General features: G+C 70.5%; 24 protein-coding genes. 15 read left to right on the top strand and 9 right to left on the bottom strand.

Annotated elements, in window-relative coordinates:
* Positions 1-3: 3 nt before the first annotated feature.
* The gene (locus tag ADK67_RS17030) at positions 4-933 is read left to right on the top strand and encodes an NADP-dependent oxidoreductase (protein ID WP_053717414.1); all 930 of its coding nucleotides are present in this window, start codon (positions 4-6) and stop codon (positions 931-933) included.
* A 45-nt stretch (positions 934-978) separates the two neighbouring features.
* Here the strand turns inward: ADK67_RS17030 and ADK67_RS17025 are convergent, their stop codons facing one another.
* Positions 979-1194, bottom strand: coding sequence for a hypothetical protein (locus ADK67_RS17025; RefSeq protein WP_053717413.1), 216 nt, complete (start codon positions 1192-1194; stop codon positions 979-981).
* A 189-nt stretch (positions 1195-1383) separates the two neighbouring features.
* Here ADK67_RS17025 and ADK67_RS17020 point away from each other — a divergent pair, with 189 nt between their 5' ends.
* The 4 genes from ADK67_RS17020 to ADK67_RS17005 are packed head-to-tail and all read left to right on the top strand — an operon-like array spanning position 1384 to position 3488.
* A complete protein-coding gene (locus ADK67_RS17020) occupies positions 1384-2016 on the top strand; it encodes a hypothetical protein (protein ID WP_053717412.1) in 633 nt (210 codons plus the stop codon).
* Positions 2017-2442 (top strand): YkvA family protein, encoded by a 426-nt coding sequence (locus ADK67_RS17015; protein WP_053717411.1) that lies wholly within the window; start codon positions 2017-2019, stop codon positions 2440-2442. It begins immediately after the preceding gene.
* Between the two features lie 39 nt (positions 2443-2481).
* A complete protein-coding gene (locus ADK67_RS17010; protein ID WP_053717410.1) occupies positions 2482-2751 on the top strand; it encodes a hypothetical protein in 270 nt (89 codons plus the stop codon).
* Between the two features lie 2 nt (positions 2752-2753).
* The gene (locus ADK67_RS17005; RefSeq protein WP_157620475.1) at positions 2754-3488 is read left to right on the top strand and encodes a DUF6338 family protein; all 735 of its coding nucleotides are present in this window, start codon (positions 2754-2756) and stop codon (positions 3486-3488) included.
* A 127-nt stretch (positions 3489-3615) separates the two neighbouring features.
* Here the strand turns inward: ADK67_RS17005 and glnA are convergent, their stop codons facing one another.
* Positions 3616-5040 carry a type I glutamate--ammonia ligase gene (gene glnA, locus ADK67_RS17000; RefSeq protein WP_053717408.1) on the bottom strand — a complete coding sequence of 475 codons (1425 nt, stop codon included), beginning with the start codon at positions 5038-5040 and terminating at the stop codon, positions 3616-3618.
* Between the two features lie 194 nt (positions 5041-5234).
* On the opposite strand from glnA, the gene ADK67_RS16995 reads away from it, so the two are divergent.
* Positions 5235-5708, top strand: a complete 474-nt coding sequence (locus ADK67_RS16995) for an RDD family protein (RefSeq protein ID WP_053717407.1) — start codon at positions 5235-5237, stop codon at positions 5706-5708.
* Between the two features lie 359 nt (positions 5709-6067).
* On the top strand, positions 6068-6616 hold the full coding sequence (locus ADK67_RS16990) for a DUF1062 domain-containing protein (protein WP_231648220.1): 549 nt from the start codon (positions 6068-6070) through the stop codon (positions 6614-6616).
* A gap of 79 nt (positions 6617-6695) precedes the next feature.
* On the opposite strand, the gene ADK67_RS16985 is transcribed toward ADK67_RS16990, so the two are convergent.
* Positions 6696-7436 (bottom strand): DUF4191 domain-containing protein, encoded by a 741-nt coding sequence (locus ADK67_RS16985; RefSeq protein WP_053717405.1) that lies wholly within the window; start codon positions 7434-7436, stop codon positions 6696-6698.
* Positions 7437-7499: 63 nt separating this feature from the next.
* On the opposite strand from ADK67_RS16985, the gene ADK67_RS16980 reads away from it, so the two are divergent.
* The 5 genes from ADK67_RS16980 to ADK67_RS16955 all read left to right on the top strand — a co-directional run bounded on the left by ADK67_RS16980 (position 7500) and on the right by ADK67_RS16955 (position 12320).
* The gene (locus ADK67_RS16980; RefSeq protein ID WP_053717404.1) at positions 7500-9563 is read left to right on the top strand and encodes an ATP-dependent DNA helicase UvrD2; all 2064 of its coding nucleotides are present in this window, start codon (positions 7500-7502) and stop codon (positions 9561-9563) included.
* 724 nt (positions 9564-10287) lie between these two features.
* Complete coding sequence (locus ADK67_RS16970; RefSeq protein WP_053717402.1) at positions 10288-10686, top strand: WhiB family transcriptional regulator; 399 nt, start codon at positions 10288-10290, stop codon at positions 10684-10686.
* Positions 10683-10907 carry a hypothetical protein gene (locus ADK67_RS16965; protein ID WP_053717401.1) on the top strand — a complete coding sequence of 75 codons (225 nt, stop codon included), beginning with the start codon at positions 10683-10685 and terminating at the stop codon, positions 10905-10907. Before ADK67_RS16970 ends, ADK67_RS16965 begins: the two co-directional genes overlap by 4 nt.
* A 316-nt stretch (positions 10908-11223) precedes the next feature.
* A complete protein-coding gene (locus ADK67_RS16960) occupies positions 11224-12141 on the top strand; it encodes a class I SAM-dependent methyltransferase (RefSeq protein ID WP_053717400.1) in 918 nt (305 codons plus the stop codon).
* Complete coding sequence (locus tag ADK67_RS16955; protein WP_053717399.1) at positions 12138-12320, top strand: hypothetical protein; 183 nt, start codon at positions 12138-12140, stop codon at positions 12318-12320. Before ADK67_RS16960 ends, ADK67_RS16955 begins: the two co-directional genes overlap by 4 nt.
* 193 nt (positions 12321-12513) lie before the next feature.
* Here the strand turns inward: ADK67_RS16955 and ADK67_RS16950 are convergent, their stop codons facing one another.
* From ADK67_RS16950 to ADK67_RS52575, 4 genes are all read right to left on the bottom strand, one after another.
* Positions 12514-13068 (bottom strand): hypothetical protein, encoded by a 555-nt coding sequence (locus ADK67_RS16950; RefSeq protein WP_053717398.1) that lies wholly within the window; start codon positions 13066-13068, stop codon positions 12514-12516.
* 81 nt (positions 13069-13149) lie between these two features.
* Positions 13150-14460, bottom strand: coding sequence for an ABC1 kinase family protein (locus tag ADK67_RS16945; RefSeq protein WP_053717429.1), 1311 nt, complete (start codon positions 14458-14460; stop codon positions 13150-13152).
* A gap of 86 nt (positions 14461-14546) precedes the next feature.
* Complete coding sequence (locus ADK67_RS16940; protein ID WP_053717397.1) at positions 14547-15557, bottom strand: ThiF family adenylyltransferase; 1011 nt, start codon at positions 15555-15557, stop codon at positions 14547-14549.
* A gap of 131 nt (positions 15558-15688) precedes the next feature.
* A complete protein-coding gene (locus tag ADK67_RS52575; protein ID WP_015098458.1) occupies positions 15689-15844 on the bottom strand; it encodes a DUF5679 domain-containing protein in 156 nt (51 codons plus the stop codon).
* Positions 15845-16047: 203 nt separating this feature from the next.
* On the opposite strand from ADK67_RS52575, the gene ADK67_RS16935 reads away from it, so the two are divergent.
* Positions 16048-16575 (top strand): M48 metallopeptidase family protein, encoded by a 528-nt coding sequence (locus tag ADK67_RS16935; protein WP_053717428.1) that lies wholly within the window; start codon positions 16048-16050, stop codon positions 16573-16575.
* Positions 16576-16650: 75 nt separating this feature from the next.
* Here ADK67_RS16935 and ADK67_RS16930 read toward each other — a convergent pair whose 3' ends face one another.
* Complete coding sequence (locus ADK67_RS16930) at positions 16651-17970, bottom strand: zinc-dependent metalloprotease (RefSeq protein WP_053717396.1); 1320 nt, start codon at positions 17968-17970, stop codon at positions 16651-16653.
* Positions 17971-18051: 81 nt separating this feature from the next.
* On the opposite strand from ADK67_RS16930, the gene ADK67_RS16925 reads away from it, so the two are divergent.
* On the top strand, positions 18052-19137 hold the full coding sequence (locus ADK67_RS16925) for a YlbL family protein (RefSeq protein WP_053717395.1): 1086 nt from the start codon (positions 18052-18054) through the stop codon (positions 19135-19137).
* 147 nt (positions 19138-19284) lie between these two features.
* Here ADK67_RS16925 and ADK67_RS16920 read toward each other — a convergent pair whose 3' ends face one another.
* On the bottom strand, positions 19285-19827 hold the full coding sequence (locus tag ADK67_RS16920; RefSeq protein ID WP_053717394.1) for a PPA1309 family protein: 543 nt from the start codon (positions 19825-19827) through the stop codon (positions 19285-19287).
* A 105-nt stretch (positions 19828-19932) separates the two neighbouring features.
* Here ADK67_RS16920 and ADK67_RS16915 point away from each other — a divergent pair, with 105 nt between their 5' ends.
* Positions 19933-22911 (top strand): UPF0182 family protein, encoded by a 2979-nt coding sequence (locus ADK67_RS16915; RefSeq protein ID WP_053717393.1) that lies wholly within the window; start codon positions 19933-19935, stop codon positions 22909-22911.
* The last annotated feature ends 18 nt before the right edge of the window (positions 22912-22929 follow it).

The raw sequence follows: 22929 nt of genomic DNA, 5'->3' as shown, positions 1-22929 counted from the left end.
TTCGTGAAAGCGATCGCGCAGACCGAATTCGGAGACGCCGAAGTCCTCGTGGTGCGGGAGCTGCCGGACCCGCCGATCGCGCTGGACCAGGTGCTGGTCGAGGTGCGTGCCGCCGGGGTGAACCCGGTCGACCGGCTGGTGCGCATGGGGTACGCGGCGGGTTCGATGCCGCACCACTTCCCGCTGGTCCCGGGCTGGGACGTGGCCGGGGTGGTGCGTGCGGTCGGGCCCGCTGTGGACGGGTTCGCCGTCGGCGACGAGGTGTTCGGCTACCAGCGCAAGGACCACGTGCAGCACGGCGCGTACGCGGAGCTGATCGCGGCCACCGAGCGCGGGTTGGCGCACAAGCCGGCGTCGCTGTCGTTCGAGGAGGCGGGCGGGCTCGCGCTGACCGGGCTGACGGCGTTGCAGTCGTTGCGCAAGGTCGGGGTGTCGTCCGGCGACACGGTGCTCGTGCACGCCGCCGCGGGCGGTGTCGGTCACCTGGCCGTGCAGGTGGCGCGGATCCTCGGCGCGTCACGGGTGATCGGCACGGCGTCGACGCGCAACCACGGGTTCCTGCGGTCGCTCGGCGTGGACCCGGTGGCCTACGGGGACGCGCTGGTGGACAACGTGGCCGAACTCGTCGGCGGGGACGGGCTGGTCGACGTGGCGTTCGACTGCGTCGGCGGCGCGGCGCTCAACGACTCGCCCGCGCTGGTGCGCGACCCGGCCCGGATCGTGTCCATTGTGGACACGAACGTGCTGGAGCTGGGCGGCCGGTACGCGTACGCGAAGCCCGTGCGGGAGGACCTGGACTGGCTGGCCGGGCACGCGGGCTCGGGCGCGTTGAAGGTGGAGGTGCAGCAGACGTTCCCGCTGGCGCAGGCCGCCGAGGCGCACCGGCTGCTGGAGGGCAAGCACGTGCGGGGCAAGGTCGTGCTCACCGTGTGACCTGTGGTGAAGGGCCCCCGTCGAGGGCGAGGGCCCTCCGGCTGCCTACTCCTCGTCGACGGTCGGGACCGTGGTGAGCAGTTCGACGATCCACTCCTCGACGAGCGTGTCGTCGGACTCCTCGTCCTGGACGAGGCGGTTCGACACCCGGACACCGAGACCGAGCACGTCGGCGGCGCCGATCGCCTCGATCGCCTCGGCGGCGGAGTCGAAGATGTTGGTGGACAGCACCTGGGCGGGGGTTGCGACGTCATCAGACACGGCGCGACCTTAACCGCCCTCCTCGATCGGGGGAGGAGCAGCCCTGGTGTGGACGGCGTGTTGATCGGGGACTACGCACCGTCGATCTAGGGTCGCCACGCATTGACTATTGGTGTTCCTTATGTCGAGACTAGCGACACTCCTGGGGGAGATTCACGTTCGCACGCGTGCGCCCGGACGAAGGACGTCATGGACGACGAGACCCATCGCAAGAAGAGCAGCGCTGCTCTGAAGATCAGCCTGGTCATGCTCGGCGTGCTGGTCCTGCTCGGCGTGATCCAGGCGGTCACCGCCGGCACGGTCGGCGTCGGCGCGTTGAGCGTCACCCTGCGCGACACTTCTTCGACCACGCCCACCTCCACTTCCACGCCGACCTCGGACGACACCGCCGGCAGCCTGGACGGCGCGGTGGGCACCTCGGCCGAGGAAGAGGCGCCGCCCAGCGCGGACGCCAAGGTGACCACGGGGTCGTGGAAGCAGGCGCGCGGCCTGCTCACCGTGGAGATCACCAAGGTGGAGAACGTGGGTGGCCGCCTCAAGGTGTTCGTCACCGCCATAAACGCCAGCAACGCGAAGATGGACCTGCCCGTCGCGTCCGTCTCGGCGGTCGACGACGCGCAGCGCGACTACGCGGCGTCCCCGTCCGCCAGCCGGTGGCCGGCGTCGATCGCCAAGAACTCCGGCATCACCGGGTACGTGGAACTGGACCGGAAGGCCGGCGCCGACAGCACGTCGTTCTCGCTGACGTTCGCGGGGATCATCGGCCAACTCGCGCCGACCGGCGGTGCGGTGACCGTGACCGGGATCCCGATCCCCCGGTAGGTGGACGTCTTCCTCGGTGTCGCCCTCGGGCTCCTGGGCCTGTGGCTGGCGCTGCTCCTGGGCCTGTTCCTGGTCCGACCGCGGGGCGTGGCGCTGCGGTTGATCCTGCGCCTGCTGCCGGACGTGCTGCGGTTGGTGACCCGCCTGGCCCGCGATCCCCGCGTGCCGCGGTCGGCACGCGTGCGGCTGTGGCTGCTGCTCGGGTACCTGGCCCTGCCGTTCGACCTGGTGCCGGACTTCATCCCCGTGCTGGGGTACGCGGACGACGCGATCGTGGTGAGCTGGGTGCTGCGCTCGGTGATCCGCTCCGCCGGGCCCGAGGTGGTGGCCGAGCACTGGCCGGGCACACCGGAGGGCTTGGCCGTGGTGCGCCGGCTCGTCGGCGTGGACCGCGGTGGTCGGGGCGAGCGTGGAGTAACGCCCTAGGTACGCTGCGCGACTTCCGATGTAGAGGGAGGCCGCGCCATGGGAGACGATCGCGGGACCGACGCCGAACGGGTCCTGATCGAGGAGATCGACGCCATCGAGGACGACGCCGCGCCACGACTGGTCGACGGCACGACGACGCGGGGCGACGATGATCCGCCGTTGCTGCCGCCGTCCGACGTGGACTTCGGCACGCCGGTCGGCGGGCCGTACAAGGTGGCCGACGACCCGCTGGACACGACGGGGCCGTTCACCTACCTCGACTCCGAACCGGGCGATCCGCCGCCGGTGCGCGGGGACACCCGGTAGTGGTGCCGCAGACCCTGGGCGCGGTGGCGTCGTTCCTCGCGCTGGTCGCGCCCGGCATCGTGTTCGAGCTGCTGCGGGAACGCAGGCGTGCGGGCTTCAAGGAGTCACCGTTCCGCGAGGCGTCCCGGGTCGCGCTCGGCAGCCTCGCGTTCACGCTGACCGCGTGCGCGCTGCTCATCGCAGTGGGCGCCGCGGTGCGGGCGTTGTTCGGCGTGGACGTCGTCGTCGGGCTGGATCGCCTGGTCAGCGGTGGTGCGGCGTACGTGCGGGCGCACCTGGTCCTCGTTGTCGTCTCCGTGGTGGCCGAACTGGTGCTGGCCTGCGCCCTGGCCGCCCTCCTCGACCTGCTGCTGGCCCGTCGCCGGAGCGAGATCACGTCCGTGCAGCAGCAGACCGCATGGCACCAGGTCTTCCGCCGCGACCGCCCGCCGGGCAGCGTGCCGTGGGTGCACGTGCACCTGGTGGACGGCACGTCGTTCTTCGGCTTCCTCCGCTCCCACACCGCGTCGGGCGTGCCGGAGGAGCGCGAGATCGTCCTGGAAGGCGTCTCCATGACCTACCTGGGCAAACCGCTGGACGGCGACGAGGCCCACGTCGAGGACGTCATCGGCGAACGCTGGGCCCGCGTCGTCATCCCGGCCACCCAGATCAAGTACCTGCGCGTCCAGTACCGCGACCGCGAGTCCGGCCACCTGCTCGACACCCGCCTCCGCGAGTCCACCCCGTCACCGACCTGACCACGCGCCGGGTCGTGGTGCGGAAAGGCCGAAGGCCGGGTGACTGTGGCAGTCACCCGGCCTTCGGCCTGTGGAGGTGCGAGTGGGGCTTCAGACCGTGGAACGGCTGGTCAGAGCCCCGCGCCGATCACACGTCGTAGTACAGCGCGAACTCGTAGGGGTTCGGGCGCAGGCGCAGCGGGTCGATCTCCTGCTCCCGCTTGAACGAGATCCAGGTGTCGATGACGTCCGGCGTGAAGACGCCGCCCTCGAGCAGGAACTCGTGGTCCGCCTCGAGGCTGTCCAGCACCGCGTCCAGGGACGCCGGCACCTGCTTGACGTCGCGGGCCTCCTCGGGCGGCAGCTCGTAGAGGTCCTTGTCGATCGGGGCCGGCGGCTCGATCTTGTTCTTCACGCCGTCCAGGCCGGCCATCACCATGGCCGAGAACGCCAGGTACGGGTTGCCCGACGAGTCGGGGCAGCGGAACTCGATGCGCTTGGCCTTGGGGTTGTTGCCGGTGATCGGGATGCGCACGCACGCCGACCGGTTGCGCTGGGAGTAGACCAGCGACACCGGGGCCTCGTAGCCCGGCACCAGGCGGTGGTAGGAGTTCACCGTCGGGTTGGTGAACGCCAGCAGCGACGGCGCGTGGTGCAGGATGCCGCCGATGTAGTGGCGCGCCGTGTCCGACAGGCCCGCGTAGCCGGACTCGTCGTGGAACAGCGGCTGGCCGTCCTTCCACAGCGACTGGTGGGTGTGCATGCCCGAGCCGTTGTCGCCGAACAGCGGCTTCGGCATGAACGTCACGGTCTTGCCGGCCTGCCACGCGGTGTTCTTGATGATGTACTTGAACAGCATCAAGTCGTCCGCGGCGTGCAGCAGCGTGTTGAACTTGTAGTTGATCTCGGACTGGCCGGCGGTGCCCACCTCGTGGTGCGCGCGCTCGACCGAGAAGCCCTGGGCCTGCATGTTGAGGACCATCTTGTCGCGCAGGTCCGCGTAGTGGTCGGTCGGCGAGACGGGGAAGTACCCGCCCTTGTACTTGACCTTGTAGCCGCGGTTGCCGCCCTCTTCCTCACGGCCCGTGTTCCAGGCGCCGGAGATCGAGTCGATCTCGTGGAACGACGCGTTCGCGGTCGTGTCGAAGCGGATCGAGTCGAAGATGTAGAACTCCGCCTCGGCGCCGAAGTACGCGGTGTCCGCGATGCCCGACTCGGTGATGTACTGCTCGGCCTTGCGCGCGATGTTGCGCGGGTCGCGGCTGTACGCCTCACGCGTGAACGGGTCGTGCACGAAGAAGTTGACGATCAGCGTCTTCTCGATCCGGAACGGGTCGAGGCGCGCGGTGTACAGGTCGGGCAGCAGCAGCATGTCCGACTCGTGGATCGACTGGAAGCCCCGGACCGACGAGCCGTCGAACGCGAGGCCCTCGGCGATGGCGTCGGCGTCGAACGCGGCGGCGGGGAGCGTGAAGTGCTGCATCACGCCGGGCAGGTCGCTGAAGCGGACGTCGACGAACTTCACGCCCTCGTCGGAGATGTACTTCAGGACCTCGTCGGGATTCTTGAACACCCTCGTCGACTCCTTCACTGCGGTGGGGGCGTGGTTGTACGCCGCTGCGTGGTGCGGCCTGCCATCGTGGCGAAACTAAGACCGTGGTGTTGCCCAGCCGTCACCCGCGTGTTTCGCCAGTGTTAACGGGCCTCCCAGGTCGGGCAACCCGACCGCCGCTCCTCACCCGCTGAGCACGGCCTTACTCTGGTGGGGTGAGCAAGTGGACCGGTTCGTGGCTGTCAGGACCTCGCTCGGCGCTGGAACCCGGCGCCGACTCCGGTGACGGTACCGGGCAGCGGTGGCGTGGTGAACGCCTCGGCCTGCCCCAGTCCGGTCCGGGCTCGGTCGCGTCCACGGGCCGCCGCGCGATCGCCATCCTGGTGGACTTCGCGCTCTCGGGTGGCGTGGCGGGCCTGTTCACGATGCCCGACCTGCCGCAGAACTGGAGCCTGCTGGCCTGGTTCTCCATCACCGTCATCGCGGTCGGTTTCTTCGGCTTCACCCCTGGTCACGCGCTGTTCGGGCTGCGGGTCGCCCGGCTGGACGGCGCGGGGACGGTCGGTGTGCCGCGCGCCGCGCTGCGGACGGTGTTGATCTTCCCCATCATCCCCGCCGTGGTGTGGGACGCCGACGGCAGGGGTCTGCACGACAAGGCCGCGGGCACCGTCGTCATCCGGGTCCGCTGACCCCTCGGGCCGTCCCGGCGATAAATGCGTTGCCCGGAAGTCGTCCGGGTGACCACCATGGCGAACATGATTCAGTAAGTGACGCACAAGTGACGCACGTGCGGCAGTGAAGACGGGTCCGAGTCGCTCCCCGTCCCCTTCCGGCGTGCTGCTCGAAGCCCGCACCGCGTGATCGGTGCGGGCTTCCCACTCGCGACGTGATCTGCGGCGTCGCGCCTGTCGGTCTGCCCTTCGAGGCGCAGGCCGCACGCCACTTGCTGCCGTGATGCTGGGAATTCGCCAACGCCATGAATCATTTCCGTGATATCCGTGTGCCCGCTGACGGTGATCGACCCGAGGCCGACCGGAAAGCCCTGTGGGTGGTCCGCGAGCTCGGCCTGCCCGCGATCGTCAAAACGTGTGTGACCTGCAGGTCTACGCGTCACCACGCCACCGGGAAGTTCCGGGTGAACGCGAGCGGCAAGCTCCTCGACGTCTGGTTGCTGATCGGTTGCGCGAAGTGCGGCCGCACGTCGAAAGTCCCCGTCCACGAGCGCGTCCACGTGCAGTCACTAGCGCATGAGCGGCTGCTCGGGTTCGAGCGCAACGACCCCGCCCTCGTGCGGCAGTTGGTCGTGGACGCGGCATTCGCGGGCAAAGCCGGACACCGGCTCGACTGGAACGGCACGTGGGAGCTGGAAACCGACATGCCGTTCTACGAAATCGACCGCGAGGACTCGGCGCCGCTCGAAGTCCTCGTCCGGTTCGAACTGCCCGCGCCCATCCGGGTGGGGAAGCTGCTCACCGCCGGGTTCGGTCTGAGCCGGTCCGTCGTGCGGGGAATGGTCGATTCCGGCCGCATCCGCTTGCCCGTGGAGATGGACGCGAGGGCCCGCGAAGACTTCACCCTCTTCGTCGTCACCCAATAGGGCACGAGGGCGGCCGTCAAACACGACGGCGGCGGTGAACCCCCGGCCGGGGACTCACCGCCGCCGCGGTGGACGTTCGTCAGCGCCGACGCATGGCGCGCTGCACGTTGCGCATCTTGGCGCCCTGGGGCATCGGACCCTTGGGCAGCGCCGCGCCGCGGCTGGCCAGCGCGGCCAGCCGGTTGTCGATCGTGTCGACCTGGGCGGTCGAGATGTTGCGCGGCAGCTTCATCAGGTGGCTCTGCAGCCTGCGCAGCGGCACCTGGCCGTCCTCGGTGCCCACGACGACGTCGTAGATCGGCGTCTCGCCGATGACCCGGGCCACCCGCTTCTTCTCCTGCGCGAGCAGGTTCTTCACCCGGTGCGGGGCGCCCTCGGCGACCAGCACCACGCCCGGCCGGCCGAGCACCCGGTGCACCATGTCACCGCTCGTCGTGCCCGCCACGGCCTGCGTCACGCGCCACTTGCCGCGCAGGTTGTCCAACGCCCACGCGGCCGCGCCCGGCTGGCCGTCCGCCTTCGCGTACACGGTCTTCTGCACCCGGCGGCCGAACACGATGACCGCGAGCAGCGCGCCCACCGCGATGCCCATGGGCAGCAGCACCCACTGCATGTCCCAGATGAGGCCGATCAGGAACGCCGCGGCCGTCGCGCCGAGCAGGCACGCCAGCATCAACGGCACGAGCGCCTTGTCCTCGCGGCGCTGCATCTTGAACGCCTCGAAGATCTGGCTGCGCTTCGCCTTCGATGCCGCGCGCCGAGCCTTCGCCGCTTCCTTGGAGGCCGCCTTGGCAGCCGCCTTGTCCTGCTTACCAGCCATACCCACCAGGATACGGCGCGCCGTCGCGCCCCATGACGGGAGTACTCGCTGACCTCTGCGAGGATGCAGCGCATGGACCGGCTGCTGGAGGGACTCGACCCGGAACAGCGCGCCGCCGTGGAAGCTCCGCGCGGCCCGGTCTGCGTGCTCGCGGGCGCCGGCACCGGCAAGACCCGCACCATCACGCACCGCATCGCCTACCTGGTCCAACGCGGGCACGTTTCCCCAGGTCAAGTCCTCGCCGTCACGTTCACCGCCCGTGCCGCGGGTGAGATGCGGACCCGGTTGCGCGCGCTCGGCGTGCACGGCGCGCAAGCCCGGACGTTCCACGCCGCGGCACTGCGCCAGCTCCGCTACTTCTGGCCGCGCGTGGTCGGCGGCGAGCAGTGGCAGCTGATGGACCGCAACAAGCTGCGGCTCGTCGCCCAGGCCGCGAACCGGGTCGGCCTGTCCACCGAGTCGGACTCGCTGCGCGACCTCGCCGGCGAGATCGAGTGGGCGAAGGCGTCGCTGGTCGCGCCCGACGACTACCCGAACGCCGCCGGCCGCACGAGCCGTGACACGCCCGCGCCCGCCGAGCAGGTCGCGCAGGTCTACCGCACGTACGAGGAGCTGAAGAACCAGGCGCAGCTGCTCGACTTCGACGACCTCCTGCTGCACACCGCGGCGGCGCTGGAGGAGCACGGCGAGGTCGCCGAGGAGTTCCGCGACCGGTACCGGTGCTTCGTGGTGGACGAGTACCAGGACGTCACGCCGTTGCAGCAACGCGTGCTCGACGCGTGGCTGGGCGCCCGCGACGACCTGACCGTCGTCGGTGACGCGAACCAGACCATCTACTCGTTCGCGGGCGCCTCGCCGCGTCCGCTGCTGGACTTCCCGCGCCGGTTCCCCGAGGCCGTCGTGGTGCGGCTGGAGCGTGACTACCGGTCGACGCCGCAGGTCGTCGACCTGGCCAACGAGGTGATCAAGTGGGCGCGCGGCCGTCCCTCCGGGTCACGGCTGCGGCTGATCGGGCAGCGACCGGACGGGCCGAAGCCGACGTTCACCGAGTTCGACGACGAGACGCTGGAGGCCGCGGCCGTCGCGCGGCGGGTGAAGGCGCTGCTGGACGAGGGCGTGTCGGCCAGCGAGATCGCCATCCTCTACCGCGTCAACGCCCAGTCGGAGGTCTTCGAGCAGGCGCTGGCCGAGGTCGGCGTGCCCTACCAGGTGCGCGGTGGCGAGCGGTTCTTCCAGCGCGCCGAGGTGCGGCAGGCGATGGTGGCGCTGCGGTCGGCGGCGGCGCACGAGCCGACCGGCGAGCTGCCGAAGGTGGTGCGCGAGGTGCTGGCCGGTATCGGCCTGACCGACGAGCCGCCCGCCGGCGGGACGGCGCGGGAGAAGTGGGAGTCGCTGCTCGCGCTCGTCGAACTGGCCGAGGAGCTGGTCACCGCGGTGGACTCGGCGGACCTGCCGAAGTTCGTCGCCGAACTGGAGCTGCGCGCCGAGGCGCAGCACCCGCCGACGGTGGAGGGCGTGACGCTGGCGTCCCTGCACGCGGCGAAGGGCCTGGAGTGGGACGCGGTGTTCCTGGTCGGGCTGGTCGAGGGCACGTTGCCGATCCAGCACGCCGACGGTGACGACGCGGCGATCGAGGAAGAGCGACGGCTGCTGTACGTGGGCGTGACGCGGGCCCGTGAGCACCTGTGGATGTCGTGGGCGTTGGCGCGGGCCGCGGGCGGGCGTCGTTACCGGCGGCGCAGCCGGTTCCTCTACGGGCTGGTGCCGGAGGACCACCCGGCGTCGCGCACGGCCAAGCGGGAGCCGCTGCAGAAGCGGCCCAAGCCGCAGTGCCGGGTGTGCGGGTCGGCGTTGGTGGACGCGCGGGCGGTCAAGCTGAGCCGGTGCGCCTCGTGCCCGTCGGACCTGGACGAGGAGCTGCTGGCCAAGCTGCGGGCGTGGCGGGCGGATCGCGCACGGGAGCTGAAGGTGCCCGCGTACGTGGTGTTCACCGACGCGACGCTGGTCGCGATCGCCGAGCAGCGGCCTGAGGACGTCGCGGGGCTCGTGTCGATCTCGGGCATCGGCGCGGCCAAGCTGGACCGGTTCGGGGACGACGTGCTGGCCCTCGTGCGCGGCGGGCGTTGACCTCCGCGTTGACGCCGTGCCGCCGCCACGTCGGTGGCCGTGTCGGTGGCCGTGTCGGGGTCGGGTGAGGGCTGCGTGGGGCGTGCGTGTGGGCCGTGTTGATCCGGCGTTGATCTCGCGTTGATCCGCGGTCGGTGACCCCGACCGGCTCGCCCGCGAGCGGCTTCGTCCGGACGAGTGGTCGCGCCCTAGCGCTCTGTGCAGGGCAAACGCTGAATTTTCACTCAATCGACAGGTATTTGGAAAAACCTGTTGCACGCGTCCCGCGCGGGGTCATAACCTGCTCAGGCCGGGCGCGAAGCGCCCGCTGGGGATTCAAGAGCTAGCAGTCGAGTCGAGACACCCGAGGAGGTGACCGGTCGTGAACACTCTCATGTGCTTCGAGACGCCCGGTTACCTGAAGTCCGGGGTGGCCTTGGCCGCAGGCGCTGCTCATGTCGCGGGGGAGAAGTCTGCCCGCGATCGCCACGCCCTCAAGTGGGGTGCTGAGCGAGTTCAGCTGATCCAGGTGCCGACGCCGCACGCGTCGACCCTCGTCCCGACTCAGAACGTTGCGCCGTCCGCGCACGAGCGAAGTACCTGACCACCATGTAGTCAGGCCACCAAGCTCACGAAGGCCGCGGACCCGTAACCGGATCCGCGGCCTTCGTGCTGTTCCGACCCGTTTTGCGGTTCGAACGACAAACAAAAACCCCATGCAAGACCCTTGACAGGAGTCCACCTGATGTTGACCGCGACCGTCCCCATAAACGGGACGTTGTCCACCGAGCCGGAGCTCTCCGGGGCGGGTGTCGCGACCTTGATCGACACCGCGCCCGACGCCGGCTTGGAACTTCCTTGCCGTACCAACAACCCGGACCTGTGGTTCGCCGACGCGCCGGCGGAGCTGGAGGAGGCGAAGAGGTTCTGCGCCACCTGCCCCGTCATCGCCGAGTGCCTGGCCGGTGCGCTTGCTCGTCACGAGCCCTGGGGGGTCTGGGGCGGCGAGATCTTCGAGCGCGGAACCGTGATCGCGCGGAAGCGTCCCCGTGGGCGCCCCCGCAAGGACGCAGCACCAGTTGTTCCCGCGGCACCCGCCGCGACCGTTGTCCGGGGGGCTAACGACCAGGAGGCCGCCGCGTGACCACGTACCGATCCACCGCAGACGAATCCATGCTGATCGAAGTCAACCCCAAGGGGAACCCCATGCTGCTCGAAGAAAATCTCGCCAGATCCCGAATGCATGACGCGGAGATATTCGCGCGACAGCATCGGCTGGCCCACCGCCTGGTCGTCGCCCGCAGGTGGCGTCGGCTGGCCGGATGGGCCCAGCGCAGGGCTGCCATGAAGGCCCGCGCGATCTGATGCACGGAGCGGCCCGCCCTCCTCGTCCCACGACGGGGAGGGCGGGCCCTTCGCCGTATCCGCACCCGGAAGGCAGGACTTCACCGCCACCCTCTCCGCTACCTCGCCGCCACTTGTGCCGCCACCACCCTCGCCGCCACTTCTCGGCCGCGTGCTCGCCGCCCTCGCCGCCACTTGCTTGCCGCCACCGCCTCGCCCCACTCGCTTGCCGCAATCCCGTCGCGCCCCGCCGCTGCGACGTGCTCGATGCCGGCGACCGCGCGGCGGGTGCGATTTCGGTGGGAGGGTTCGGCTTGGCGTGGGTACCGTTCGTCGTGTGGCAGCTCACTCTCACAACCACGCCCATGCCCACACCCATGACGGGATCGACTGGTCGTCCCGGCTGACCGCGTTGCGGCAGGCAGACGAGTTGGACGCCGAGCCGCGGCGCGTCGTCGCGCGCAGACTCGTCCGCGGGCTGCCCGACAAGCCGACCGTCCTGGACGTCGGGTGTGGTGCCGGTGGGATGAGCGTGGCACTCGTCGAGGCACTGTCCGCTCGTGGCGGCGGCACCGTCGTGCTGGTCGACGCCGTGCCCGAGCTGTTGGACGCGGCCACGAGCGTTGCCCGGTCGGCGGCCACCTACGAGACCGACACGTCCACGGCGACCGTGCGCGTCCGGCCGGTGCTCGCCGACCTGGCCACCGAACGGCCGGTGGAGATCGCCGGGCCCGCGCAGTTGGTGTGGGCTTCGAACGTCGTGCATCACCTCCCTGATCAGCGTGCGGCTGTGGTGCGGTTGGTCGAGGCGGTCGCGCCGGGCGGGTGGTTGGCGCTCGCCGAGGGCGGGTTGAGCGGCAAGTTCCTCCCGTTCGACTTGGGCATCGGTGAGCCCGGCCTGCAGGACCGGCTGCTGGCCGCGCGTGACCAGTGGTTCGTGCGGATGCGGGAGAACACGGCCGGGGCCGTTCGCATGCACGGCGGCTGGAACCTCGTGCTCTCCGACGCCGGTCTGGTGGACGTGACCGCGTTCAGCTACCTGATCGACCACCCGGCGCCGCCCAAGCAGGCGGTGCGCGACTGGGCGGTGAACCAGCTGACGTGGTTCGACGAGGTCGCCGGCGACGTGCTCCACCCCGCCGACCGCCGCACGGTGAAGCAACTCCTCGACCCGCGTGACCCGGCCTTCCTCGGGCTGCGCGACGACGTGTTCCTCCTGACTGCCAACACCGTGTACCTGGGCCGCAAACCGTGACCGACACCTGTGCCCGCTGCGGACGGACGCGTTCGTCCGTCACGGACCCGGCCCAGCTCTTGGCCTGGGTGCGGGAGCGGGAGCGCGGCACCGACCAGTGGCTGTGCCACGTCTGCGCGCGTGCGCATGTTCGGGACATCGAAGGCAAGCTGCCCACCGACTACTGGACCGCCGGGTAGGCGGCTGGAGTCGGTTGAGGACGAGCACGTGTGAGGAAGGCTTGTTCGCCGGGTAGGACGACCTCTGCGGTCCCCGGCCAGGTGCGGGTCTGGGTGCGGTGAGGTGTGAATACCTGTGTGCGGCGCGGAGGTGGGTGGGGTCCGTGGTGAGGCTGGGTGGTGGGTTCGTGTGCGGGTTGGTGGGGCGGTGGGGTTAGCGGAGGAGGGCGGAGAGGAGTTTCAGGGTTGCTCGGGGGGTGGCGGTGCCGCGTTTGCTGCCCGCGTTCAGTTCTCTGGTCAGGCTGGTGAGCGTGCACAGGCCGGAGCGGACGGCGGTGGACAGCAGGTGGTGTTGGCGTAGCGGGTCCGGTTCGTGGCGGGCGGCGTCCAGGGTGGCTCTCGTTGGTTCGGCCAGGGGCAAGCCGGCTTCCACGACCACCTTCGGCGGGCGGGTGGTGCGTTCCAGCAGTACGTGCTCGGCGCACGAGCGGCGGTTGGTGGCCGGTTGCAGCAGGTGTATGCGGGCTGGGGGTGGCAGGGTGTGCAGGCCGTGGGCGTGCAGGGCGTCCACGCCGGTGACCACGGCCTTCGGGCCCGCGTAGGCCAGGGCGGCCTGGAGGCGTTGGGCGCGGGTCGGTGGGCTCGCGCTGAGCAGCACCACGCCCGGCAGGATGCGCTGCCACGGCCCGCCGGGGCGGCACTTCAGGTCGATGAGGTAGCCGGGCACGCCGGCGGCTTTCAGGTCCGCTGCCTTGATCACTTGGTCCATGGGGTCGATCTTCCGGGGGTTCCGGAGGGTCGGCCAGGGGGTGTTCGTGATCTGTGGATAAGTCGCGGACCTGTGGACAACTCAGTCGTCGAACCCCGGTTGCCAGCGGGCGACGATGGCTCTGGCCTGCACGTTCGCGTCGAGCTGGCAGAGGATGCCCGTCGCGCCCAGCGTCACCCTGTGGATAAGTAGGTACTGCGGGGGCAGGTTCAGGGACCTTCCCGTTTGCGAATCGGGGCTGCGGAGGTCGCCGACGCGCTCCGCCTGCTTCTGCAGCCACCGCCGGGTGAAGTGGAACGTCTCGGCGCGCAGCGGCTCGACGAACGGCGCCAGGTAGTTCAGCACGTCCTCGGCGTGCAGCTCGGTCCCGGGACGGATGAACCGCTCCGACCGCAGCAGCTCCACCAGGTCCGCCGACCGGCCGTCCAGCGCCAGCCTGGTCATCAGGCCGAGCGTCTTGGGCAACCCGTCGGGCAGCCGGGCGACCGCGCCGAAGTCCAGCACGCGCAACCGGCCGTCCGCGCCCAGCATGAAGTTGCCGGGGTGCGGGTCGGCGTGCAGCAGCCCGGACCGGCTCGGCGCCGAGAAGTGGAACTCCGACAGCAACTGCCCGGCCAGGTCGCGCTCGTCGCGCTCACCGGCTCGGATGATCTTCGACAGCGGCGTGCCCTCGGTCCACTCGGTGACCATCACCTTCGGCGAACTGGCCACCACGCGCGGCACGAGCACGCGCTCGTCGCCGTCGAACGCCTTCGCGAAGATCCGCTGGTTGTCCGCCTCGGTCCGGTAGTCCAACTCCTCCAGGTACCGGTCCCGCAGCTCCTCCAGCAGCGGCTTGACCTCGGTGCCGGGCATCACCGCCTGCAACACCCGGCTGAACCGCAGCAACGTGCTCAGGTCGCTCTGCAACGCCTCGTCCGCGCCCGGGTACTGCACCTTCACCGCCACGTCGCGGCCGTCGTGCCACACCGCCCGGTGCACCTGCCCGATGCTCGCCGACGCGGCGGGTGAGTCGTCGAACGACGCGAACCGCTTCGCCCACCCCGCCCCGAGCTGCTCGGCCAGCACCCGGTGCACGGTGCGCGCGGGCATCGGCGGCGCGGCCGTCTGGAGCTTGGTCAACGCCTCGCGGTACGGCTCGGCCAGCTCGTCCGGCACCGCCGCCTCGAACACGCTCAGGGCCTGGCCGAACTTCATCGCGCCGCCCTTGAGCTGCCCGAGCACCGCGAACACCTGCTCCGCGGTCTTCGCCGACACCTCGGCGTTGACCTCCTCGGAGCTGCGGCCTGCCAGGCGCTTGCCCCAGCCGCCCACCACCCGGCCCGCCACCCCGAGCGGGAGGCTGGCCAGCTTGGCGGTGCGCTGCACGGCCTTGCGCGGGATCTCGCTCACCCGGTGATTCTCCTCCCGCCCGATCACGTGGTCGCAGTGGTGCACGCCCCTGCCACAAAACCTACACAGGCCTGGCTGAGGGTGGATCACGTCGCGGAACGGCACTCGCAGCGCGGGTGCACCGGCGCGATCCGGTGTTCGACCACCCCGGTGAACGCGTCGACCTCCAGGGTCGCGTCCCAGGTGGGTGGCCTGGTCGCGGCGGGCTCGGACCGGTCGAGCGCCAGCAGCGCCTGACCGACCGCCACGCCCGCCGTCGCCGTCACGGTGGCCAGGTCGGCGTGCTGGGCGCGGTCCACCAGCTGCGCGGCGATCCTCGGCCACGCCGGGTCGGTGTCCGTCGCGTGCCGGTCCGCGCACCTCAGGCAGCTGCTGCGACCGGGCACGACCAGCGGGCCGACCACGCCGAGCCCTTCCCGGACCCGCACGGCCAGGTGCGGTGTGCCGTCCGAGACGAGTTGGTGCAGCAGCTCCGGGGCGGGCACCAGGGCGTCGGCCAGCACCACCAGGTCCACGGCGCGCCCCACCGGCCGCACGGTCCCGCAGACCCGCCGCACGGCGTCCTGGGCGGCCTCGGCGCGCGGTCGGCCGACATCCGATTCGAGGTACCCCGATCCGGTGTCCTCGGGGCCGACGCGACCCCGCGCGACCACCCGAACGTGTGCCACTCCGGAGGCCGCGAGGAGCGTGGCGACGGTGACCGCGAGCCGACCCTCGCCGTGCACCACGACGGATCTGGCGGCACGGTCGGCGGGCAGCGAGACGGCACAACGACGGGTGCGCAGCGCCCACCCGGTCACCTCGGCGGCCAGCCGGGGGTGCGGCACGGGCACGGATTCCTCGACCAGCCCGGCCCGCGCCAGGCCGTGCAGCACGCCTGCGAACTCGGCCGCCTGCCGACCGTGTTCGGCGAGCCGTTCACGCAGGTCAGCGAGGGTGTGTCGGCCGTTGAGGCCGAGCAGGACGGACGCCATGGGTTCCGGCACGTCCTCGACCAGCATGGCGTGCCGCGGGTCCGTGCCGATCTGGACCACGTCGGCCCGGCGGCGCAGCAGCGGCAGGCCGGGCAGGACCCTCGGGCGATTGGGTAGATCCACACCGGCAGCCTGCCCGCGGCGGCCGGTACGGCAAAACGCCTGTCCACAGGCTTGCCGGTTGTCCACAGAGGCCACGAAGGGCCTTGACGGGCGGCTGGGCGCCGCGAAGGGCCCGGCCGCCCGTCCGCGAATCAGACCTTCGCCTTGCCGAGGATTCGGGTCACCGTGGTTCCGCAGACCGGGCACTTTCCCTTGGCCATCCTGCGGTTGTTGCTCTCGTGCACCTCGCCCGTGAAGTCGCGCTTCTCACGGCACTTGACGCAGTAGCCGTTGTAGGTCTCGGCCACGGCTTCCTCCTCGCTTCGAGAGTGCGGAGCGATCTGCGCCACACTCGGGGGTTGCGCTGAACGCTACCTCCGGGAACGCGCGTCCGCTGCACGCCGCGTCGAGCGTGTCCAGCCGCCTTTCGGTGGAACCTGCTGGTCCGTCCCTCCACAGACCGCCGCTTGGCCGCCGCGGATTGTCGGTCCCTGGCCTTACCGTGAACGCCATGCCCGAACCGCAGGTGGAGGTGCGGCGCAGCGCCCGGCGCCGTCGCATGGTGAGCGCGTACCGCGAGGGGGACACGGTCGTCGTCCTGCTGCCGGCTCGCATGAGCAAGACCGAGGAGAAGCACTGGGTGGCGGAGATGCTGAGCCGCCTGCAGCGCAGCGAGACCCGCAGGCGCTCGCCCACGCGCACGTCCGACGCCGCCCTGCTGGCGCGGTGCGAGGAGCTGGCGGACAGGTACCTGGACGGCGTGCAGCCGAGCAGCGTGCGGTGGGTGCCGCCGATGCGCACGCGGTGGGCGTCGTGCACGCCGAGCGAGGGCACGATCAGGATCAGCGAACGGCTGCGCGACGTGCCCGCGTGGGTGCTCGACTACGTGCTGGTGCACGAGTTGGCGCACCTGGAGGTGCCGGGGCACGGCAAGGACTTCTGGCTGCTCGTGCACAGGTACCCGAAGGCGGAACGCGCCATCGGGTACCTGGAAGGCCTGTCGGCCGCGGCGGGCCTGGGCATCACGGAGGAGGACTGAGTCGGATCGCGCCGCCTCCGACGTCGCGGGCGAGGTCGGAGGCGGCTGAGGGCCGCTCTTCGCCGGTCGGTGAGGCTAGGCGTCGTCCTTCTTCGGCTCGTCGCCCTCGCCCTTGTCGTCCTGGTCGCGCAGGGTGCGCTCCAGCTCCGCCATCGGGTCCTCCAGCGCCTTGCGCGTCTGGCCGAACCGCTCGGCGAACTCCATCGGGTCGTCCAGGTCCTCCGCCGACGGCACCAGGTCGGGGTGCTCCCACACGCTGTCGCGCTGCTCGATGCCGTGCTGGTCGGTGAGCAGCTTCCACAGCGCCGCCGCCGAGCGGTGCCGGCGCGGCCGCAGTTCGAGGCCGACCAGCGTGGCGAACGTCTGCTCCGCCGGCCCGCCGGACGCACGCCGCCTGCGCAGCGTCTCCCGCAGCGCGTCGGCGCCGGGCAGCCGCTCGCCGACCGCCTCGTTCACCACCACGTCCACCCAGCCCTCGACCAAGGCCAACAGCGTCTCCAGGCGGGTCAGCGCGGCCTTCTGCTCGGGCGTGGTCTGGGGTTCGAGCATCCCCGACTTCATCGCCTCTTCGATGCTCGCCGGGTTCGCCGGGTCGATCTGGCCGGCCAGCTGCTCCAGCGCCGAGGTGTCGACGGTGATGCCGCGGGCGAACTCCTCCACGGTGTCCAGCAGCCGCTGCCGCAGCCACGGCACGTGGCTGAACAGCCGCTGGTGCGCCGCCTCACGCGCGGCCAGGAACACCAGCACCTCGCTGGTCGGCCGCTCCAGGCCCTCGGTGAACTTCTCGATGTTGTCCGGCAGCAGCGCGGCGGTGCCTTCCGGCCCGAGCGGAAGCCCCACGTCGGTCGACGTCAGCACCTCCGCGCCGAGCTGCGCCAGCGCGCCGCCGAGCTGCGAGCCGAACGCCATGCCGCCCATCTGCCCGAGCATCGACAGCAGCGGTCCGGCGGCCTCCTTCGCCTCGGCCGGCATCGCGTCGACCCAAGCGCCGGACACGCGCTGGGCCACCGGGTCGCACAGCCGCTGCCACGTGGGCAACGTGCGCTCCACCCAGTCGCGCGCGGTCCAGCTCTGGGACGTGCGGGCGCCCGCGGGCAGCGCCGTCACCGGGTCGAGCCACATCTCCGCCAGGTGCACGGCGTCGGCCACCGCGCCGCTCTGGTCGGGGGCGAAACCGGTGCCGCCCTTGCCGGCGAGCTGCTGGAGCGCGATCTGCTTCGCGAGGTCGTAGTTGACCGGCCCGGACGACGTGCCCGCGTTGCTGAACATCGCACCGAGCTGGCTCAGCATCGCGCCGAGCTGGTTGAAGTCGAAGGGGTTGTCCCCTTGGTCTCCGGGTTTGCGGTTGCGGTCGTCGGGGTCCTGCGGGCTGAACCCGAAGGGCAGGTCACTCATGGGTCCACGGTACGCGGCACGGCAGCCCCGCGTGGGACCGGTTCGCCGGCAGCGTGACGCCGTGGTCGTACCCTGTCTGGCGTGACCGAAGGCACCGACACCGTCGTGGACCAGGCACCACCCCCACCGCACGCGCCGCGGCGCGGCCTGACCCGGCGGACGTGGACCCTCGTGGTCAGCCTCACGGTCGTGCTGGCGCTCGGCCTGCTCGGCGGGTTCGCCCGCGTGCCGTACGTCGCGCTGGGTCCCGGCCCGACCTACGACACGTTGGGCCAGGTCAACGGTGGTGACGTGGTGTCGGTGGACGGTCAGGAGACCTTCCCGACCGGCGGCAGCCTCACCATGACCACCGTGTCGCTCACCGACGACGTGTCGCTGTTCGGCGCGCTCGGCCTGTGGATCAGCGGCCGGTACGCGCTGGCGCCGCGCGAGGAGTTCTTCCGGCCCGGCGAGTCCGAGCAGCAGGTCCGCGACCAGAACGTGAAGGCGTTCCAGGACTCGCAGAGCAGCGCCGAGGTGGCCGCGCTGAGCTACCTGGACTACCCGATGAAGGTCGTCGCCGCCGAGATCACCAACGACACCGCGGCCGCCGAGGTGCTGGAGCCCAACGACCGGCTGCTGGAGGTCAACGGCAAGCAGATCGGCAGCGCCGAGGACGTGCGCGCGGCGCTGGAGGCCACCAAGCCGGGCGATCGGGTCACGCTGACGTTCGAACGCGGGTCCGAGCGCAAGACGGCCTCGGTCACCCTGGGCCGCATGGAGGGCCGCGAGACCGGCTTCCTCGGCGTGCTGCCGCTGGACCGCGCGGACGTGCCGTTCGAGATCAAGATCAGCCTGACGGACGTCGGCGGCCCGTCCGCGGGCCTGCTGTTCGCGTTGTCGATCGTCGACAAGCTCACGCCGGGCGAGCTGAACGGCGGCCAGTCCGTCGCGGGCACCGGCGAGATCAACGACAAGGGCGAGGTCGGCCGCATCGGCGGCATCGGGTTCAAGATGGTCGCCGCCCGCGAAGGCGGCGCCACCGTGTTCCTCGTGCCCGCGGGCAACTGCGACGAGGCGAAGCAGCACGCCCCGGAGGGCCTGCGCCTGGTCAAGGTCGAGAAGCTGGACGACGCCGTGCAGTCGCTCGAATCCCTGAGCAAGGGCGGCGACGCGCCGGGTTGCTGATTGCCGCCGCTCCGCACCCACCCGCGAGGTCGCGTCGATCGTTCGCGTCCTCATTCCCGGCGATCACGCTTTTCGATCGTCGGGAATCAGGGCGCGAACGATCGACTTCCAGGCGACCGAGCCGCCGTCTGCGGAGCAGCGGCCATGTCACTGCCTGAGGGTCTCCAAGAGGGCGCGGGTTAGGTTTGGGGCCAGTTCGGGGTGTGCCACGACTTCCTCGGGCACCTCCACGTTGCCCCGCAGCCGCAGCACGCACGCCGCCGAGCCGTCCCGCAGCACCGCCGCCACCAGCCGCGCCTCCCGGCGCTGGGGGTGTTCGGCGGCGAACTTGCGCGCCTGCTCGTCGTCCAGGTCCTGCTCGGTCAGCTGGGCCTCGGCGTCCGGCGGCAGCACCACGATCTCCTGCGCCAACGCGCACCCGTGCACGACGTCGGGCCAGACGATGCCCGCCAGCGCCCGGTCCAGCTCGTCGTCCGGCAGGGAGTCCTGCGCGATCGGCGTCAACGGCGAGGCGGCGGGGTCGAGCTGGCCCGCCAGCTCGGGTTGCCGCTCCAGCAGCTCGGCCGTCGGTACCAGCGCGAACAGCTGGGTCGGCTGGTTCCACCCGGCGGTGGACACGAACTCCTCGACCTCGCGGGCGACCTCGGGCAGCACCACGGGCGGCGTTTCACTGGCTGACACGTGCGCCATGGTCGCATCTAGGTAAAGACAAGACCGAACGGGGAACCCTCGGCGGCCTCCGTAGAGTTGGACAGAACGTACGAACGCCACTACCGCGATCCAGGAGCGTGCCCCGTGGCCACACGGCCCCCGGTCGGACTGCCCAGGCTGTCCCGTCGCAGCCGGATTCTGCTCATCGTCGGTGCGGTGGTCCTGGTCGGTCTGATCACCGGCTCAAGGCTGCTCGGCACCTACGTCAACTGGCTCTGGTTCGGCGAGGTCGGCTTCCGCAGCGTCTACGGCACGGTGCTCGCGACCCGGTTCGGGTTGTTCTTCGCCGTGGGTCTGCTGGTGGGCGGTCTCGTCGCGATCAACCTGATCCTCGCCTACCGCTCCCGGCCGGTCTTCGTGCCGGTGTCCGGGCCCGACGACCCGGTGGCCCGCTACCGCGCGGTCGTCAGCAGGCGCATGAAGCTGTTCGCCATCGGCCTGCCGGTGCTGGTCGGCCTCATCGCGGGCACCTCGGCCCAGGGCGACTGGCAGCAGGTCCAGCTGTTCTTCAACGCCACCTCGTTCGGCGTGAACGATCCTGAGTTCGGCCACGACATCGGCTTCTACGCGTTCCAACTGCCGTTCTACACGTGGATCCTGTCGTGGCTGTTCATCGCGACGGCGGTCGCGTTCGTGGCCGCGGTCGTGGCGCACTACCTGTTCGGCGGCATCCGGCTGGCGGGCCGCGGCGGCCAGCTCTCCGGGCCCGCGCGCACCCACCTGGCGATCGTGGCCGGCGTGTTCATCCTGCTCAAGGCGGTCGCGTACTTCTTCGACCGGTACACGCTGCTGTTCTCCGACCGCAACGACAAGTTCGACGGCGCGAGCTACACCGACCTCAACGCGGTGCTGCCCGCCAAGCTGATCCTGCTGTTCATCGCGGTCTTCTGCGCCATCGCGTTCTTCGCGGGCGCGGTGTTGCGCAACCTCCAGCTGCCGGCGATCGCGACCGTGCTGCTGGTGCTGTCCTCCATCCTGGTCGGCGCCGCGTGGCCCGCCGTGCTGGAGCAGTTCTCGGTGAAGCCGAACGCCATCGAGAAGGAAGCCGAACCCATCGGCCGCAACATCGAAGCCACCCGGCAAGCCTTCGGGCTGACGCCGGACAAGGTGGAGAACAAGCCGTACGTGGGCAAGCAGAACGTCTCGCTGGACGAGCTGAAGAACGACCAGGCGACGGTCGGCAACGTCCGGCTGCTCGACCCGGCCGTCATCTCCAAGACGTTCACCCAGTTCCAGCAGCTGCGGCCGTTCTACGCGTTCCCGGAGAAGCTCGACGTCGACCGGTACACGAAGGACAAGCAGCTCCAGGACTACATCGTCGCGGTCCGCGAGCTGAACACCGCGGGCATCCCGCAGGGCCAGCGCGACTGGATCAACCAGCACCTCATCTACACCCACGGCAACGGCATGGTGTTCGCCGAGGCCAGCAAGGTGAACTCGACCGCGGACGACGACGGTGACGGCGGCTACCCCGTGTTCGAGGCGGCCCAGGTCGGCCAGGACGGCAAGGTCCAGCCCGGCCCGTTCGGCGTCGAGCAGCCGCGCACCTACTACGGCGAGCTGGGCAGCCCGGCCGACTACGCCATCGTCGGCGGCCGCGGCGAGGGCGCGCCCGGTGAGTACGACACCGACGGCTCGTCCTACACCTACACCGGCAAGGGCGGCGTCCGCATCGGCGGCCTGTTCAACAAGGTGGTCTTCGCCGCCGCGTACGGCGAGCGGAACATTCTGTTCAACTCGGCCATCGGCGACGAGTCGCGGATCATCTTCAACCGCAACCCGCGTGACCGCGTCGAGGCCGTGGCGCCGTGGCTGACCGTGGACGGCGACCCGTACCCGGCCGTGGTGGACGGCCGCATCACGTGGATCGTCGACGGCTACACCACGCTCGACAACTACCCGTACGCCCGCCGCACGGCCCTGGGTGACGCCACGAACGACTCGCTGCCGGGCGTCGCGCAGCAGCCGAACCGGGAGATCAGCTACATCCGCAACTCGGTCAAGGCCACTGTGGACGCCTACGACGGCACGGTGACGCTGTACGAGATGGACACGCAGGACCCGGTGCTGAAGGCGTGGATGGGTGTCTTCCCGGGCACGGTGAAGGCCAACAGCGAGATGTCGCAGTCGCTGAAGGAGCACCTGCGCTACCCCGAGGACCTGTTCAAGGTGCAGCGGGAGATGCTGTCGGAGTACCACGTGGACAACCCGCGTGACTTCTACTCCGGCGTCTCGTTCTGGGACGTGCCGTCCGACCCGACCATCGACAACGCCACCACCGTCGAGGCACAGCAGCAGGGCGTGCAGCAGCAGCGGGACCGGCAGCCGCCGTTCTACGTGCTGGCGGGCGACCCGACCGGCGACGCGAACAAGGTGAGCTTCCAGCTGACCAGCGCGTTGGTGCGGTTGAACCGGGAGTTCATGGCGTCGTACGTGACGGTCAGATCCGACCCGGACAACTACGGCAAGATGAGCGTGCTGACCTTGAACAACGAGGTCAAGGGTCCACAGCAGATCCAAACCACCTTCCTCACCAACGGCGAGGTCAGCGGTGAGCTGAACCTGCTCGCCCAGCGGCAGACGAAGGTCGTCTACGGCAACCTGCTGACCCTGCCGGTGGGCGGCGGCCTGCTCTACGTCGAACCCATCTACATCGAACGGGCCAGCCAGAACACCCAGTTCCCGCAGTTGTTCAAGGTGCTGGTGAGCTTCGGCGACAAGGTGGGCTACGCGCCGACGCTGGCCGAGGCGATGGAGGAGGTCCTGTCCGGCTCGTCGTCGCAGGTGCCGCAACCGGACCCCAACGGCCAGCCGCCGACGTCCACGCCCAGCACGACGCCGACGGCGCCGAACGACGGGCAGGGCGGCACGGAGCTGCAGCAGGCCGTGCGGGACATCCAGTCGGCCCTGTCGCGCATCAAGGCGGCGCAGTCCAGCGGTGACTTCGTCGAGCTCGGCAACGCCTACAAGGCGCTGGACGACGCGACGAAGAGGTTCAACACGGCGGCGGGGGCGACGACGCCGCCGACGACTACGACCCAGCCGACGACGCCGACCGGCTGACCTGCACTGATATCGCCA

Source organism: Saccharothrix sp. NRRL B-16348 (assembly GCF_001280085.1).
In the GTDB taxonomy this organism is placed as follows: Bacteria; Actinomycetota; Actinomycetes; order Mycobacteriales; family Pseudonocardiaceae; genus Actinosynnema.
This window is presented reverse-complemented; position numbering and strand designations above follow the sequence as displayed.